Source organism: Acinetobacter higginsii (genome assembly GCF_000369845.1).
Classification (GTDB): domain Bacteria; phylum Pseudomonadota; class Gammaproteobacteria; order Pseudomonadales; family Moraxellaceae; genus Acinetobacter; species Acinetobacter higginsii.
In genome coordinates this window covers 119647-137527 of the sequence record NZ_KB850222.1, presented here as the reverse complement: position 1 = coordinate 137527, position 17881 = coordinate 119647, and the positions used below count along the sequence as shown (strand labels likewise).

13 protein-coding genes are annotated in these 17881 nt (G+C 39.4%); 4 read left to right on the top strand and 9 right to left on the bottom strand.

Annotation, left to right across the window (positions count from 1 at the left end):
• Nucleotides 1–5 precede the first annotated feature (5 nt).
• Together tatB and tatC are read left to right on the top strand one after the other, a co-directional pair.
• Nucleotides 6–422 (top strand): Sec-independent protein translocase protein TatB, encoded by a 417-nt coding sequence (gene tatB, locus F885_RS04705; protein WP_005205340.1) that lies wholly within the window; start codon nucleotides 6–8, stop codon nucleotides 420–422.
• Entirely contained in the window at nucleotides 419–1168 is a 750-nt protein-coding gene (gene tatC, locus F885_RS04710; protein ID WP_005321533.1) for a twin-arginine translocase subunit TatC, read from the top strand. Before tatB ends, tatC begins: the two co-directional genes overlap by 4 nt.
• A 36-nt stretch (nucleotides 1169–1204) precedes the next feature.
• Here tatC and F885_RS04715 read toward each other — a convergent pair whose 3' ends face one another.
• On the bottom strand, nucleotides 1205–2281 hold the full coding sequence (locus F885_RS04715) for a sigma-54 interaction domain-containing protein (protein ID WP_004655042.1): 1077 nt from the start codon (nucleotides 2279–2281) through the stop codon (nucleotides 1205–1207).
• Nucleotides 2282–2592: 311 nt separating this feature from the next.
• Between F885_RS04715 and F885_RS04720 the strand changes: the two genes are divergently transcribed.
• On the top strand, nucleotides 2593–3681 hold the full coding sequence (locus F885_RS04720; RefSeq protein WP_005321530.1) for an LLM class flavin-dependent oxidoreductase: 1089 nt from the start codon (nucleotides 2593–2595) through the stop codon (nucleotides 3679–3681).
• Nucleotides 3682–3774: 93 nt separating this feature from the next.
• Here the strand turns inward: F885_RS04720 and F885_RS04725 are convergent, their stop codons facing one another.
• The 4 genes from F885_RS04725 to F885_RS04740 all read right to left on the bottom strand — a co-directional run bounded on the left by F885_RS04725 (nucleotide 3775) and on the right by F885_RS04740 (nucleotide 11372).
• Entirely contained in the window at nucleotides 3775–5037 is a 1263-nt protein-coding gene (locus F885_RS04725) for a lipase family protein (RefSeq protein WP_005321528.1), read from the bottom strand.
• Between the two features lie 37 nt (nucleotides 5038–5074).
• The gene (locus F885_RS04730) at nucleotides 5075–7567 is read right to left on the bottom strand and encodes a TonB-dependent receptor plug domain-containing protein (RefSeq protein ID WP_005321525.1); all 2493 of its coding nucleotides are present in this window, start codon (nucleotides 7565–7567) and stop codon (nucleotides 5075–5077) included.
• A 164-nt stretch (nucleotides 7568–7731) separates the two neighbouring features.
• Nucleotides 7732–9564: an ABC transporter ATP-binding protein gene (locus F885_RS04735; protein ID WP_005321522.1), complete on the bottom strand. Its 1833-nt coding sequence runs from the start codon at nucleotides 9562–9564 to the stop codon at nucleotides 7732–7734.
• Entirely contained in the window at nucleotides 9561–11372 is a 1812-nt protein-coding gene (locus F885_RS04740; protein ID WP_005321518.1) for an ABC transporter ATP-binding protein, read from the bottom strand. Before F885_RS04740 ends, F885_RS04735 begins: the two co-directional genes overlap by 4 nt.
• A 284-nt stretch (nucleotides 11373–11656) precedes the next feature.
• Between F885_RS04740 and F885_RS04745 the strand changes: the two genes are divergently transcribed.
• Entirely contained in the window at nucleotides 11657–12709 is a 1053-nt protein-coding gene (locus F885_RS04745) for an ABC transporter substrate-binding protein (protein ID WP_005321517.1), read from the top strand.
• Between the two features lie 54 nt (nucleotides 12710–12763).
• On the opposite strand, the gene F885_RS04750 is transcribed toward F885_RS04745, so the two are convergent.
• Genes F885_RS04750 through F885_RS04765 form a run of 4 tightly spaced genes read right to left on the bottom strand, consistent with a single transcriptional unit; the run spans nucleotide 12764 to nucleotide 17876 of the window.
• Nucleotides 12764–14032, bottom strand: coding sequence for an acyl-CoA dehydrogenase family protein (locus F885_RS04750; RefSeq protein WP_005239125.1), 1269 nt, complete (start codon nucleotides 14030–14032; stop codon nucleotides 12764–12766).
• A gap of 27 nt (nucleotides 14033–14059) precedes the next feature.
• Nucleotides 14060–15877 (bottom strand): dipeptide ABC transporter ATP-binding protein, encoded by a 1818-nt coding sequence (locus F885_RS04755; RefSeq protein ID WP_005321516.1) that lies wholly within the window; start codon nucleotides 15875–15877, stop codon nucleotides 14060–14062.
• Nucleotides 15878–15879: 2 nt separating this feature from the next.
• The gene (locus F885_RS04760; protein ID WP_005321515.1) at nucleotides 15880–16728 is read right to left on the bottom strand and encodes an ABC transporter permease; all 849 of its coding nucleotides are present in this window, start codon (nucleotides 16726–16728) and stop codon (nucleotides 15880–15882) included.
• Nucleotides 16725–17876 (bottom strand): ABC transporter permease, encoded by a 1152-nt coding sequence (locus F885_RS04765; RefSeq protein ID WP_005321514.1) that lies wholly within the window; start codon nucleotides 17874–17876, stop codon nucleotides 16725–16727. The genes F885_RS04760 and F885_RS04765 overlap by 4 nt, the downstream gene beginning before the upstream one ends.
• Between the last annotated feature and the right edge of the window lie 5 nt (nucleotides 17877–17881).

Sequence of the window (17881 nt, the reverse complement as noted above, 5' to 3'; positions counted from 1 at the left end):
TTGCCATGTTTAATATCAGTTTTGGGGAACTATTTGCTTTTGGCATTATTGCCCTCATCATTTTAGGGCCTGAAAAGCTTCCTCAAACATTAAGAACGGTACTATTCAAATATAGAGCAATTAAAAACCACCTCAATAAAATCCAGAATGATCTAGAAAATGAACTGGAATTGATTGAACTCAAAAGAATCATGCAAGAAGAGCTGCAAAAAATAAAACAAAATGAAGAGCAGCTCAAACAACAACTCGCGCTCATGCAACAAGAAATTGAAAATGTACAATCCACTGTTTCTTTGGAACAAAGAACCAAAGCAACATACACCACGGATTATGTCTATATCCAATCACATGACAAGTTAAGGACGCCCTTTTTAACTCATTTTAAAACAGTAAATAAATTCAATGAGGATCAAGCCGCATGACTGAACATCTCGTCAGTGAAAACCTCACTGAAATGAAATATAGCGAACACCTGAAAGAGTTAAGAAAGCGTTTGATCTATAGCATTGGTGCGGTTGTTACCATTTTTTTAGTGCTTCTCCCGCTTGCCCAACAAAACTACCATGTTCTTGCTCGACCTTTAATCTCATTATTACCTGTTAACTCAACCATGATTGCAACGGATGTGATGGGTACATTTTTAGCGCCGTTCAAACTCAACATTTATCTGGCAATTCTAGTGAGTATTCCCTTTATCCTGTATCAGTTTTGGCAATTTGTTGCACCTGCACTCTACCAAAACGAGAAAAGATTTGGTGTCGCTCTAGCCCTTTCCAGTATTTTTTTATTTTATCTCGGCCTCTTGTTTGCTTATGGCCTGATCTTACCCTTGGCCTTAAAGTTCTTTGTATTGGCTTCTCCTGAAAATGTATTACCGATGACGGATATCAATAGCTATCTGGATTTCTGCTTAAAGCTTTTTCTTGCTTTTGGTCTGGCATTTCAAATCCCAGTATTAACTTATATTCTTATTTTTATTGGAATTCTATCTATTCAACAATTAGAACAACATCGCAAACACATCATTGTGTTCTTCTTTTTTATTGCAATGTTCATTACCCCTCCAGATGTGTTCAGTATGCTTGCTCTTGCTGTCCCTATGTGGCTATTATTTGAATTAGGTTTATGGATCACTAAATTAACAACAATAAAAAAAGAACATCCATAGATCAAAGATGGATGTTCTTAGAATAGAATATTTTTTCTATGCAATTTCATTTTCATTCTTATTGGGTAATAAATTATAACGAGACAAAAGGTTACGCAAAACATTGCGCGAAAGGCCTAACATTTTTGCAGTCTTGACCTGATTATTCCAGCAACTTGAAAATGCTGTATTCACAATCTTATCTTCAATAATATGCCAAGCTTCCCCATCATATTCCTGAAATAAACGCTTCAGGATATCTTCAAACTCCTGAATTAAATCACTATCAGGTAATGCTGCTGATCCACCTTCTTCTGAAAAACGCAGATGTTCAATATCAATCGTTTTACCACTGCTCATCAGTAAAGCATAATGAATATTGTTTTCCAACTCACGAATGTTCCCTGGCCAACTATAATTGAGGAGCGCATTTCTTGCCCGATCACTAATATTTGGCTTGGTGGTAATCAGCTTCTGAGAGTACGAATTTAAGAAAAAATCGACTAAAGGTAAAATATCGCCTTTACGTTCCCGTAATGGCAAAATATTCAGTACCACGACATTCAAACGGTAGTATAAATCGAGCCTAAACTTGTTTTCTGCCACAGCCTTACGCAAATCTACATGCGTACCAGACAGAATACGTACGTCGATTGGAATTGGTTTACGGCCACCTACGCGCATCACTTCTTTTTCTTGCAATACCCGTAATAGCTTGACTTGTAGAGATAGTGGCAACTCACCCACTTCGTCCAAAAACAAAGTACCACCATCTGCTGTTTCGAAAATACCAGCACGTGTCTTATTTGCTCCGGTAAAGGCACCTGCCTCATAGCCGAATAACTCAGACTCAGCTAATGTTTCAACCAAAGCACCACAGTTCACAGCAAGAAAAGGCTTGTTTTTACGATCACTTTTCAAATGAATTTCGCGTGCAATCAACTCTTTACCTGTGCCCGACTCACCTTGAATGATAACACTGGCAGAGCTTGGGGCAATGGTTTCCACTTGATTTAACAATTTACGGGAGTTTTGATCTGAGAAAATAATTGCTTTTGCTCGAATTGGTTTTACAGGTACCCCGTTATCTGGCAAAGTAATTACTTTATAATCATTATCCAAATAGGATTTCATAATTAATCCTTTAAATAGATGAGGATGATATTAAAATAGAATAGTACAATTCAATTACAAAACTGATAAATAATAATTACAGATATTCAATCCATGATTTAAATATTCATTACTCTAAAATCAACCTTATAACTTTATTAAGAATATAATTCTCAATTTATGAAATGTTGTTTTTTAAGCAAAATACGAATACTTCTGATCAAATTTAGACACCTAATTAAAATACTATTCCCTAATCGCTTATTTTATATCAGTTTAAACTTGGCATTTATTTTGCTCATTGGTTAAAAATCCATAAAATAGGTTTAATAATGAGCATCGAATTCGTTGGTATGGTTTTTCCTAATCAATGGTCAGAAACCAAAGGGACACGTATTGGTCATAAAATAGACCTCGACTATCTACGTTATCATGCACGGGCACATGAATATGCTGGTTTTGATAAAGTTTTAATTGCTAGTGGACCAAGCAGCCCAGATAGTACACAAATTGCAGCTTATCTCGCACAGCATACTGAGCAACTCGGGTTTATGATTGCCCATCGTCCCGCGCTTGTAACACCAAATCTGGCTGCACGTTCTTTTGCGACACTTGACCATACGACAGGTGGTGGAAGAATCCGTTTACATGCAATTACAGGAATTACAGCTGAGCCTCAAGAAGGTGATTATATTGTTGATAAAATTCAACGTTATGAACGGACCGGGGAATATCTAGATATCATCCAGAAACTCTGGAAAAGCGATCAACCTATTAGTTATGAAGGTAAGTACTTTAAGCTAGAAAACGCTTTTTGCCCATTAAAGCCAGTCAATGGGACAATCCCGATTTCATTCGGTGGCTCATCCGATATTGCTTATGATATTGCAGTCCGCCATGCAGACCTGTATTCACTTTGGGGGGAACCACTGGCTGGTGTAAAAGATCAAATTAATAAATTAAAGCTCGCAGCAGAACACGCCAATAAACCGCAGCCACCGGTTAGCTTATCCGTACGCCTTATTATTGGCCCAACCGAAGAACTTGCTTGGCAGCGTGCAGAACAGATTCTTGCTGATATTCAGAACAATCCAACTTTTCAGAATAACGGCACATTGTCAGGGCACAAAATCAAAGGAATTGGTTCACAACGCTTATTGGCAGCAGCCCAACAAGGTGATCGACATGATCGTGCCTTATGGATGCCCACTGCAACTGCTGTAGGAGCTTATGGTGATACCACTGCCTTGGTGGGTACACCAGATACCATTATTACGGCATTACTCGATTATGTAGATTTAGGCGTTACCACCTTTTTAAATCGTGGCTACGATCCGATCTATGACACGGTCGATTATGGCCGCTATATCATCCCTGCTGTACGTGAAGAGGCTACAAAAAGATTAAAGCGCATCGCTTAAACATTTAAAGCATAAAGCCGCTCTGCAATATCTTTGAAGAGCGGCTTTTTAAAATAAAGATTTTCTTCAGTGAGAAAATCTTTATGTCATCTTTTATTGTAAGTCAGGTTTACAAATAGCCTGAATTTTCTCTCCTGCAATCACCTTTTTAGCAAATGGAATCGAATCTTGTAATGACGCATTAACGGTCTCGCTATGCCCTAAGCCATGATACAAATGGCCTTCGACTATGGTACCCGCTTTACACGCATCGGCCACCAGCTTCATTTGAGATCGGGCATCAGGTGTTCGGTCGTTTGCCCCTGTTCCGATAAAGAGTGGGTGACTGATTTTTAATGTCGGATAATAACCATAATCATTCGATTGTTTCTCTTGCAGCTTTTTATAGTTTGCAGGTGGATTAGGTTTATACGCTTGTGCTGGCGAAAGACCCGCAGTTTGAATATCCCCCATAAAGCTTGTTAAGCACGCATTTCTTGCTTGTTCAACTAAAGGCACTGCTTCAGGTGTGAAAATATCTTCTGTTTTTATCTTTGGATATAAACTTTGCGTCACTAAAAAACTATAGATGCCATAAGCAAGCGACGGACTGACTTCATAAGGATTTAACTTTAGCTGATTCTTTTCAGGCGTCGCTTCAGGATCTTGATAAATCACGCCTGTACCAATTGAACCTTTAATATTTAAGTCAGGTGCGTACGTTGCCGAGTAGGAAGAAGCCGCAATCGCTCCTGCGCCTCCTTGTGATTGGCCAACAATCACAAACTTATTCGCAAGTGGTAACTTGGTTTTTAAAGCAGCTCTACCACTATCTAAAATACTATAAGCCAGCATCGGGTTATTAATTAACAAATGCGGTCCAGCAACGCCCAAACCTTCATAATCTGTAGCAACAACAGCGAATCCTTCTTTAAGCCAGCGGTTTAAATATTGTACATCGCGGTATGATCGTCCACTCCAAGACGGCGCACAAGCGTCGGCCAAACCGACCGTACCATGTGCCCATAACACTACTGGCCAACCACCTTTAGGAGGAGTCCCTTTTGGTAAATGAATACTTCCTGAAACCACAATAGGTGTTTTACTATCTTTGCCACTGGTCGAGCTGTAGAGAATTCGAATCGCCTGACTGTCATTTGCCAAACGAATATACGGATTATGAATAGCCTCTGTTTTTAATAATTTTCCAGCCTGAGCTGGAATAGCCGATTTCCATGTATAAAACTCGGAAACTCGGCCATCCCCATATTGATCTTCAGATGCTGGCACTTGTTGAGCAGTCGCCAAACAGCTCGAAGTTAACATCGTGGTGATTAAAGAAAATTTGCATAACGTTGATAAAAAAGTATGTTGCATTGTCATTTACCTTAAAATTTGTTTAATCATTTTTGATTTAAAATTCGTAACTTACACGACCATATAAATACGTTCCAAATGCGCCTTCAGGTGCATTAAAACTATATTTGACAATGTTGCCGACGGAAGAATCTTTGGCTTTGTCAGGATGGCTATTCAATAAATTGATTGCCCCTAAATTGAACTTGAGACCTTTCACAAATGCATCCGCTTTGTAGCCGATATCCAAATCTGCAATCCACTGCGGATCAAAAGTCTGGTCTAATGTAGTGTTGGTATTATTTAAGGTCGTCCATTTATCATAGCGACGGATTGCGGTATTGACGCTCCACGCTTGGTTTGACCAAAGTGCGCCAAGGGTCAGCTTTGTTTTCGGTGCAGTAGACTCAATCAGGCTTTGTGTATTTCGTCCTGCAATGCTTGAAACGGGAATTCGCTCACCTTTTGCGGTGATAGAATCTCTGGTTTCAGTGATTTCATTTTTGTTATAGGCCAGACCTAGATTCAGATTTAACTTGCCATATTGTTCAAGATTTAAATCATGCTTAAACGCGAGCTCTAAACCTTGGGTACGTGTATCTAGTAAATTATTAAAGAACGCCACATTGGCAATATTTGAATACCGTGAATTGGAAAATGCATTGGTGATTACACTTCCAGTAATATTGTCTGAAAGCAAAATACGATTTTTAATATCGATTTGATAAAGGTCTAAAGTTGCTGAGGTATTCGCAAGTGGCTTCCAAACAAAACCTAAAGAGTAATTTGTGGATTTCTCTGGTTTAAGTGAGCTTCCGCCAATAAGTAAAGCGGCCTCACTGCCTGCAACTAAAGTTCGTTGTTGCACATCTTGCCAACCTGAAGGGGTTTGCACCGTTTGTACGCTATAAGCAGAATATCCTTGTTGTGCCAATGACGGTGCTCTATAGCCTGTATTAATTGAACCACGTACCGCAAACTGAGGTGATACATCATATTTAGCAAATAATTTTCCGTTTGTGGTCGACCCAAAGTCTGAATATTTTTCACTTCGAACAGCTGCGCCCACATTCAAATTTGTAAAAATATCTGCTTCTAAATCTAGGTAAACACCATAAACATCACGACTAATTTTTCGTTGATCTTGGTCTGTAATTCCGGCATATATCCCAGGAACACCAACGCCTAAAGTTGTGCTTGGATTGAAATATGGGCCTCGGGTATAAGCAATCGAATCACCCGCATTTTGTTTATATTGTTCCCAACGATATAAAACTCCTGTAGATAACGTGAGTGGACTTGCTAACCCATCAATTGCAATATCACGGCTATAATCGAGCCCTGTATTTAATTGCGAAAAAATATTTTCGCCCAAGTCATAGTTTGAAGGAGAATTTGAGCCGTAGCTTGGGTTAATGCCATTGCCTTGTTCTGTGCTGACTTTATTTTGTCCATAAGTTGCATAAAGATCATATTTACCTGACTTCAACTCCCCTCTTTTAACTCCAACTGTGGTTGCAAAATCATCTACAGTGACTAAGCTCAATGGCGAACGTCCATCTGGATAACGTTCTTTAAAATAGCTGGATTGATTCAGTACTGTTTTGGTTGTTGGTGGTTCATAAAAGTTTTCGCCTATTGTTTTGCGATGGCCATAGCTACTAAAACCATAAAGTGCAAGGTCATCTGTCAAAGGTAAATCTAGATTGGCAGTCACATTGACTTGATCTTTTTGTTCGGGTGAGCCAAATTTCCATGTTCTATAGGGTGTATTTTGTTCTGTATATTGAGCTTTGGTTGAACCATCATAAAAAGTTCGCGTATCAGGTGCCGTGTTACTTGCAGCTTCACGTTTGCCTAAATCTAATGCAAACGTCAATGCACCATCGTTAGGCAGTGTAAAACCTTTCCAAAGATTAACTTTATGTTGTTCACCATCTCCTTGAGTATAGCCACCCGTTTGATAACTTACCCCACCCCCATGATCACGTGATTTCAAGATAATATTAACGACACCAGCGATTGCATCCGATCCATATTGTGCCGCAGCACCATCCCGCAAAATTTCTATGCGTTCAATTGCACTCACTGGAATTAAACTTAAATCAGTTACTGCTGCTCCTCTTCCACCAGCATATGCTTGGCGGGTGAAATACGCTGCAGTATGTCGGCGTTTCCCATTAATCAAAATTAAAGTTTGATCCGCAGATAATCCTCTGAGCGCAATACTTGGTGGAACTGATGCACCAAACCCTCCTGCTGGAGAAGTCGGTAAACTCACAGAAGGAGACAACCGTGTTAATGCTGCGGCAAGATCAGTTGCACCAGTCTCTTGTAAGTCTTTAGCCGTTAAAATATCAACCGGCGCAGGTGCATCGAGAGAACTATGAATTGCCCGCCTAGACCCAGTGACAACGACAGATTGTAATGTGATGACATCTTCTTTCCCTGACAAATTCTTTTGATCATTTGCCATCGCAATTGAGGCCGTAAGTGTACTCAGTGCAAAAAGTGAGGAGTGAAGGATGAATTGAGAAAAATATATACGCATATAAGCTTCCTTAACGATCTAAACCGATATAGCAAAGCCAATGCCAAATATTTTATTTATTATTATCAATATATTGAGTGTAAAAACAAAAAAATCATTGTTTAAATTTAAACAATGATTCAAAAAAATGTTTATAAAACTACAATTTTTAAATTTGCAGACCGCTAGACAAGCTGATTTTGTAGATAGGACTGATACAATTGAAAGTAAGCTGCTTGTTGCTGCATTAACTGCTCATGCGAACCTTGCTCTACCACATGACCATTTTCAATGAGCACAATTTTATCAGCCTCACGAATGGTACTCAGCCGATGTGCAATCACAATACAAGTTCTATTTTGGCATAAGCGTCTAAGCGCATATTGTATTTTTTGCTCAGTATAAATATCAATTGCAGAAGTCGCTTCATCTAGAATTAATATTTTAGGGTTTGCTAAATAAGCACGAACTAAACAAACAAGTTGCCTTTGTCCATGACTAAGATTTTTACCAAGTGCCCCAACTTCGGTGAAATACCCTTGCGGCAGTTGTTGCAATATCTCATCTGCCCCTAAGTCTTCAATCACCTGAATAAGCTGCTGATCTGAAGCATCAGCTTGTACCAAACGCAAGTTATCTAAAATTGTTCCACTAAATAAAACATTATCTTGTAAAACAATACTCACATGCTGTCTTAAACTAGAAAGCTGAATACTTTGTATTGGATAACGATCTAGAAAAATTCCACCCTTCTGAGGTTCATAAAACCGTGTTAGCAACTGAGCCATGGTACTTTTGCCATGTCCTGTTGGCCCTACAATCGCAATTATTTTTCCAGCTTCAATCTCCAAATTAAAATTTTGTAAAACAGGTTTGTGGGTATAAGCAAAATCTACAGACTGAAATCGAATATGACCATTCAACTGTACAAGCTTTACAGCATTCGGTTGTTCTTGAATCGTAGATTGGGTGTCTAAAAGTAGAAATATACGTTGTGCACATGCTGCCCCATTTGCATAACGCTCAAATAGATCGGTAAGTTCCTGTAAGGGTGCTAAGAATAAAAACACATAGAAAATACTTTCTGCAAACTGGCCAATACTAATGATGCCGTCACTATACGCATAACTACCAATCACAATAAATCCAGCAGTGGCTAGCGTTGAAAGTAAGCCTGTAAAAGGGGCAAACCAACTGGTCCGCTTACTGCCATAAATAATAGAATTATTAAAATCTTTTAATAATTCTTGATAACGAGATTGATTGGTTGCGGTGTAATTTAACTGCTGAATGATTTTTGCTCCATTTACTGTTTCAACCAAATGAGCAGTAAATCGACTGCGTTCCTCTGCAACTCGTCCCCAATGTTTTTGCGATGATTTCTTAAAAATTGCAGTCATCCCAAATAAAATGGGTAGCGTCGCAAATAAGCACCAAAAGAAAGGTGGATAGATATGCCAGAGAAGTACTGAAGCTAAGCCACAACGCAAAATTGCGGAAAGTAGCTCTGGTGGCCCTTGTATTAAAACAGGCTCTAACGTTTCGACATCACGATCGGCCCGCGAAATAATCCTGCCAGCCTTGGTACGATCAAAATATCCAATATTTAAACTTTGGATATGCTGAAATAAAGAACGTCTTAAACCATTAATCACTTTCAAAGCTGCTCGGCCTGAAAGATATTTTGATACGCTTGCTAAAGCAAAACGACAAATCCAACTCAATGCCAAAATGCTCATCGCAATCAATAAAACTGGCTGATGCAATACTACTTTTCCAGCAATTTGTTGAAAGCCCGAATCCAGAATATATTTCACTACCCAAGGTCGGACAAAAATACTCATTACTTGTAAAATTTCTACTGTAATTAAAGCAAGCAGCAAGTAGCGGATGGGATAAACTAAAGGAATAAGTTTTGTTAACACTCCTCTATGAATTGAGGTATTTGCTAAATTTTCTTCGATTTGTAGATCAGCTGATTGTGTGAATGGGCGGAAATTTTTAACACTGCTATTCATGCATTAATCTCCTGCTGTTGTAACTGAAAGCCCATCAACTCACGATAAAATAAACAATCTTGAACTAATTCAGCATGCGTGCCTTGGGCAATAATGTGGCCCTGATCAAGAACAATAACGCGATCAGATAAAGTAATCGTGGTTTGTTTATTAGAGTTAATAATGATTGTTTTATTTAAAGGGTTGCCACTGCCAGAAAGTGCTGAAAGCCGCTGTAAAACCTGTTTTTCTGTGGTCGCATCTAAGGCACTGGTTGAGTCATCTAAAGCTAAAATTGGTGAATTCTTTAGAATGGAACGGGCCAAAGCAAGGCGTTGTTTTTGTCCTCCTGACAAGGTAACGCCTTTGTCCCCAATCAGCGTGTCTAGTCCATCATCAAGTCGTTGTAATAGTTCTGATGCAGACGCTAAATGTAAAGCATCCCTCATCTCTTGCTCAGTTGCATCTTGCTTAGCAATGCTTAAGTTGTCTGCCAATGTGCCGCTAAAAAAGAAATTTTCCTGAGGAATGATCTGAACCAAATGACGTAATTCAAATAGGCTTAAATCTTTAATATTCGTCCAGCCCGTTTGCTCAGAACCAATCAAAACTTGCCCTTCTGTTGGGTCAATAAACCGATTGAGTAAATTCATCAATGTCGTTTTACCTGAGCCAGTCTTACCAACAACAGTGACGATTTCACCTGCTCGAAATTCAACATGGCAGTGTTTTAAAATATACTTTTGCGTTGTCTCATCCTGAAAGCTTACATTTTCTAATCTAATATTTAACTCATCATGCCATTGCAAAGGCAGAGGACATCGTTGATCTTCAATTGCGGACTTCTGATCTAACATTTGCCAGATTCTTGTTGCAGATGAACGTGCATCAGCAAAAATATGTAAGACCTGACCAATGCTTTCAATACGAAACACCAATAAATTTGCCATGAGAATGGCAGCGACGAATTGCCCCACTTGCAACTGATTTTGTCCAATTAAATAAGCACCAAAAGCGATGACCCATAAATAAGAGCATGCAATAATCACTTGGGGGATAGGTAACCGTTTAGCACTTGTGCTAATGGTCTGAATGGAATGATGAATAAATAGATCTACGGCATGATTAAAGCGCTGTAAAAGTCTCTCTTCAAGTTGAAAAGCTTTGACTACCCGAATCCCATTCACGCTTTCCGCTAAGCTATCACTGACTTTTTCGTAGGTAGATGCAACTTGATGATCCAATACAATCAATTGATTGGTCAGTTTAAATAGAACCAAAAGCCCTAAAAAAATAAATAATAAAGGAACTACTCCCAGCCAAGGATGGTACCAACACAAGAGTCCGACGGTCACCACAACAACTAGACTTGACTCAAACACTTGCCGCCAAAAATTGATAAGCGCTTCTTTTAATTTATCTGAATCACGTGTTGTTCGAGATAACACTTCTCCCAGCCCATGCTTCCAGTGCCATGAAACATCTAAATGCTGTACTTGGGAAAAGATTCTTTCCCTTAAAATACTCAGTAATTGCTGACCAATGCTTAAAGCACTTAACCCTGCCAGATACTGAACAACTGCCCTAATGCCAGCAATACTCGCAAGTAGAATAAACCAAAACCAAGGGTTTAAAGGATCAGAAAATGCATGCTGAAATAAAGTTTCCCTTTCACTATGTTTTAAGGTATCAATCGCATGACCGATTGAATATTGTTGGATTGCTAACCCTATATTTGCAATAACAAATAAGGTCGCCGTCAATAAGAAACGAAATGGCATAAATCGATACAAAGCCAAACTTCGCAATAATGGATAATTTTTAAACATAAAAGATAGAAAAAAATTTGAGATTTTGTATTAGTGCGAGATTCATGCCAAATTAATGACCTGAAAAAATATTTTAACCCATTGTTTTATATTATTTTTATAGATGACTATTTATAGTGGTGTTGATTTTAAAACACTGGCGCAATGGTTCTGTTGTAATCGCAACAAAATTTGATATATCAACATCATAAAAAACGATATTACAAATAACCAATAAATATCAACAACTTAATAAATGGCATCAATTTTGCTTTAAAGCATAAAAATCACAAAAGGATGTCATGATGACAACACTTCAAACTCAATCATTAAACACACTTTGGTACACGCGCTGCCCTGTACCAACAGGCCTAGGCATTTCAATTCAAAAAGGTTGGCTCAAAGAAAAGTTTAATGAGCAGCAGATTGAAATAAAATCAATTCGAGAATCAAATTCCAAAGATATTCGCAACTCTCATTTTAACCATACACTTGCCAATTCAGTTCGACACGGTGGCAGTATTCCTGCAATCTGGGCATATGCATCTGGTCAAAAAACTAAAGTGATTGGATTATCTTGGGCTGATGAAGTTCAATTATTGTTAACACGCTACGATTCAAACATCAAAACTGTTGCAGACCTAAAAGGCAAACGTTTTGGAATTCCATTAAATCAGGATGCAATTATTGATTTCTCGCGTGCACAGGCGATTCGTGGTTTAGAGAATGCCTTAAAGACAGTAGATTTAAAGGTAAGCGATCTTGAATTAGTTGACTGTTTACGAGCAGATATTTTAACAGCACAGCAACAACAGCCAGAAGAAAATGATTCTAGCTTTTATGGTAATCGCAACAAAATCAACGCAAATGCAGAGATCGTGGCATTAATTAAAGGTGATGTGGATGCCATTTTTCTAAAAGGTGCACATGCTGCGCAGATTGCCCATGATTTCGCCCTGCATACCATTATTGATATTGGCTCACATCCAGACCCTATTCTACGCTCCAATAATGGAACACCAAGAACACTCACTGTTGATGAAGATTTTCTAAAGCAATATCCAGAGCAAGCCCAATCGATTGTTGATGCTGTTTTACAAGCAGAACAATGGGCACATGAACACGCCGATGAAACCCATCGTTATCTAGCAAAAGAATGTAATAGTAGTGAGCAATGGGTTCATGCGGCATACGGTGCGGATGCACATCTGAAACTGAACACTAACTTTGATGAAATCTCTATTATTGCTTTACAAGACTTGAGTGATTTTCTCTATCGCTGGAACTTTATTCCTGCACAAATTAATGTTCGTGAATGGCTTGCACAGGATATTTCTATTCAAACTCAAGTGGCTTAATACTTTAAAATAAAAAAGGTTGTCATGATGACAACCTTTTTTATTGACTTCATTTTACTTAGAAAATTTAGTCACATTTTCCGCCTGCTTCTTTAGAAGTACGGAGTTGTATTCTCCTGGTGGAATATTATTTAAATAATAATTTCCAACATGATATAGCCTCCAGCGAATTGGATCATGCGTGGTGTGAGTTCGTGCATTTCGCCAGAAGCGGTCTAGGTTCCATTTCGATAAAGTTGAACTTGCCCCAAGTAATCCAAAAATTTCACTCGAAATTTTTAAAGATGCATGATCAGACTGACTACGGGTAGCAGCAACCGATAAAATCAATTCAGTTTGTAAATCTTCATCCTCTACATTTGCCAAATGCTGTTCAAAAATCTGTGCTGAACGATCCAATAATGCCTCAGCTGAACGAACTAAAACAGCAAATTCACCAATCTGTTTGATGATATGAGGTTCATGCGTAGGCGAATCGACGCCACTTTCTACCCAAGGTCGAGCATGATGTTGTAAATAATCAATCCCACCTTGTAGGGCTCCTTTGGCAATTCCTGTGTCCATTGCAGCGTGTAAAATCTGAGGCCAAGTGAGTCCCGTACGTAAAACAGTGCCTAAACCACCCGTATTTCGCTTAGCAACATAACGTTCATCAACAATCACATCTTTAAAATTAACAGTGCCACTGACACTATTATTTTGTCCCATCGCATCCCAGTCATCAAGCAACTCCACTCCCTGCGTATCACGATGAATTAAAATCGAGACAGGGCCATCATCACTACCTGCGAATAAGGAAATCCATTCTGCGAGTAAAGAGCCCGTAGAATAGAATTTACTGCCATTTAAAATTAATTGCCCTTCTGAATTTCGCTCTACACGAGTCTTATGCTGAAATTTATCTTTACCACCCACTTCTGCAAGTGCATTACCCAAACGCTTTCCGCTTAAGATATCACCCAGTAACTGATCACGAATTTCATCATCATAGCCCGTTAAAACACCTCGGAACATGGTGAAGTGAATCTGTAATAACTGCCCGACACCACCATCTGCGGATGAAATAATTTTCACCACATTGACCAAGGTTGAAATACTGGCGCCTAAGCCCCCAAATTGCTTGGGTACAATAATCGCAGTTAAACCAGCTTCTGAAATTAAGCGAGCTTGTTCATAAGGTACGGTCTTGTTATAACTAGGGTCTCGAGCAAATTGATTCAGTTGATCCGCCACTTCTTTTGCAATATCAAGTGCTTCTTGCTCACTTTGAATATGCCTGATACTACCTAATTCTAAAAAATTACGTTGGTTAATGTCGTTCATTGTTAACTCCGGAAAATCTGTTCTTTTTTATGCGTAAACTTCAAGTACCTTGTCTTTAAACAAGCTTGGCGCATGGGTAAGCAAAGTTTTGGTATATATATGTTGAGGGTGACTCAGCACTTGATCTGTTTCGCCATATTCAACAATATGTCCATTTTTTAATACGGCGACTCGATCTGCGATTGCACGAACAACCCCTAGGTTATGGGTCACAAATAGTAAGGTCACACCTTGCTGTTGGAGGTCTTGTAGCAGTTTTAAGATGGAAGCCTGAACTGAAACATCCAAAGCAGATGTAATCTCATCACAAATCAAAACATCAGGTTGGCACAGCAAAGCTCGCGCGATAGCCACTCGTTGTCGCTCCCCACCCGATAAATCTCTTGGATAGAGTTCCTGAACTTGTATAGGCAGAGAGACTTGTTTAAGTACCTGCGTGACTTTTTCTATGGCTTCTTGTCGAGATGCTCCAAAGAAATGCTGTACAACTTTAATTAATGTCTGACCAATCGTATGCGCTGGATTCAAAGCCTTATAAGGATTTTGAAAGATATATTGCAGTTTATGCCGCTGCTGCAAATGACGCTGTTGCCCACGCAACGACAAGACTTCATCTGCTAATGTAATTTGTCCATCTGCATTTTCATTCAGTCCAGCAATAACACGCGATAAAGTGGTTTTTCCTGAACCCGATTCACCCACCAATGCTAAACATTCGCCTTTTTTTAGTTGAAATGAAATATCAAAAAGTGCCTGTTGCTGCCCATACCATGCATTAATATGTTCAACTTTTAATAGAGCTTCCCGGTCTGTTTCTCTTTCAATCACTTGATGATCAATCTCTTTAAAATTAATCACACCGACGTGATCCGAATGGTGACAAGCAACAAAATGCGGATCGAACTCATCTTTTAATTGAGTTAATTCAGGTTGTTTTTGACGACATATATCTGTGGCGAAAATACAACGTGCCGCAAAAGCACATCCCACTGGACGCTCATTGGGCGAAGGAGCATGTCCTTCAATTGGAGATAAATATTTACGAATGGCCACATCGGGAATGGCGTTCAGTAAACCTTGCGTATAAGGGTGCTTAGGCGTTTCAAATAGTTGGGTTAATACCGCATCTTCAGCAATTCGACCCGAATACAGAACAATCACCCGATCTGCAATATCTTTTACCACCGTTAAGTCATGCGATACATAGATAGCAGCAACGTTATATTCCCGACATAATTTACGAATGATATTCAACACCAATGTCTGTGTCGTCACATCTAACGCGGTGGTTGGCTCATCCAAAACGATCAAACGTGGCTGTAGCAAGAATGCCAAGGCCAATAAAATTCGTTGTTGTTGCCCACCCGAAAGCTGATGAGGATAACGCTTTAGAAATAGCTCATCATGCGGCAATCCCACTTCATTTAAAATTTTGGCAACCTTTTGGTATTTTTCAGCGCTCGATAACTGTGCATGATGGACATCTAATAATTCAAATAAATGTTGTCCAATACTTAATGCTGGGTTGAGTGCTGTTCCAGGATCTTGGGCGACATGACTAATTTTATAACCACGAACCTGACGCAAAGCATGATCATCTAAACTGAGAATATCTTCATCATCCAGTTCAATTGTGCCTTGAATAATCTTGGCTCCATATCGTGCATAGCCCAATAAGGCACTCGATAATGTCGTTTTACCTGAACCACTCTCTCCAACTAATCCTAGGACCTCACCTTCTCGTAGGCTAAATGAAATATTAGAAACGATATGATTGCCAGTGTTGACCAATGCCACGGTTAAGTCTTTTACAGTTAATACTGTATTTTTAAATTTATCTGCCATGCTTATTTTTCCTCAATCCGAGCTGCTGCACGTCCAACGCCCTCAGCCAATACATTCGTTCCGAGCGCAAACAAAGCAATTAAGATGACAGGAGCAAATACCGCCCACGGCTGCACCAATAAACCAGCGCGATTTTCATTAATCATGAGTCCCCAATCTGCTGCTGGAGGTGCCACACCATAACCAAGAAAAGCCAAACCAGATAACATACCTACAGCCCATGTCAGCATCACACCAAGATGGATTAGTAAAGGCGTCAGCATGTTGGGTAAAATTTCACGAAATAAAATATAGGTTTTTGAGTACCCGAGAATTCTGGCTGCTTCGATATATTCTTGTTCCACCAGATTAAGTGCAACGCTTCGCGCAAGACGCACTACGCCAGGAATAAAAGCAATTGAAACCGTTAAAACAATGAGCCAAGGTTCCCGACCTAACATTGAAACGATAAGCAAAACCAATATAAGATCCGGAAAGGCCATAAAAACATCTGTAAACCAAGTCACGAACTGATCAATCTTATTTCGAGCAAAAGCAGCGAATATGCCTAAACTAGAGCCAATAATTAATGCAACCAAACTGGCAGCCAGTGTCATCCAAATAATAGAAGCCCCACCAGAAAGTACACGCGACCACACATCATGACCAATATAATCATATCCAAGAAACGATTTTCCTTCAGGCGGACCATATGTCATGCCGATCAAAGCAGTGGGCTCAAAGGGAACCAAGAACGGTCCAACCAATGCAAAAATCAACACTAAGGTCGTGACTACAAATCCAAAACGTACTTGTCTTTCACGAATTAATGTTTGAAAAAAATTTCTTTGGTACCAATGAAGTGAGCTCATTTCCCACCTCCTTGCTGAATGTTCTTTAACGCATTACGGCGGTCAACAGGTTTTACCGTAATTGGTCGACCCGACTTCCATAAACGTAATGCCTGACGACGGCCTGGCGAACGAGCTTTATGTCTTTTGGCTGTTCGTATTTTTGGTGTGAGTAAGGTCGTGATTAAATCTGCAATTAAATTAACGACTACTACACAAATGGTCAGCAATAAAACAATTGCTTGAATGGTCGGGATATCTCTTAATTCAATTGCAGCATTGAGTGCATTACCAATACCGGGATAACTGAAAACCACTTCAATAATGAGAGCACCACTCAGCAAAACCCGTATCGTTAATGCTGTTCCCTGCACCACGGGCACCAATGCATTTGGTAAAACATGTTTCCATATGATCCGTCGCTCAGGAATACCACGTAATCGTGCAGAGGTCACATAGTCCGACTCAAGTGCATCAATCATGGAACCACGAACTAAACGCATCAAATATGGAATAAGCGATAAGGCCAAAGTTAAAATCGGTAAAACTAAAAACTCTATTTGGCTAAAAGCTGACTGCTCTGGAATCAACAAGGATGCAGCTGGCAATATGTGCAGGATTGAGGTTGAGAAAAACATCATTAACCAGATTGCAATCACAAATCCTGGAACAGCCTTGAATAGAATAGAGCTAGAAACAATAATACGATCTAGTTTGCTATCTCGACGGAGTGACAGCCACACTCCCAGTACCACAGAAAGTGGTACTGTAATGACAATAACTAAGATCGTTAATGCAACGGTGTTACCAAAATAATTCTGAACAATCTGTACAACAGGTACATTTGAATCAATCGAACGGCCAAAATTACCTTGCAATAATTGACTCAGCCAATGCCAGTATTGAATCAATATTGGATCGTTCAGGCCCAATTGTTCACGAAGTATTTGAACCGTCGCTTCTGGTGCTTCTGGGCCCAAAATGACGCGAGCCGGATCAGATGGGAGTGCTTGTGTGGCAATAAATACAATGAGACTAATCACAAATACAACCAATACACCTGACAACAACCGTGTGAAAAACCAAGGTAACCATGCTGGTATTTCAAATGATCTCGTCATTGTTTGATGTGAAATGGCTGTCTCTATATTGCTGGATTGCGTTGTCATAGCGG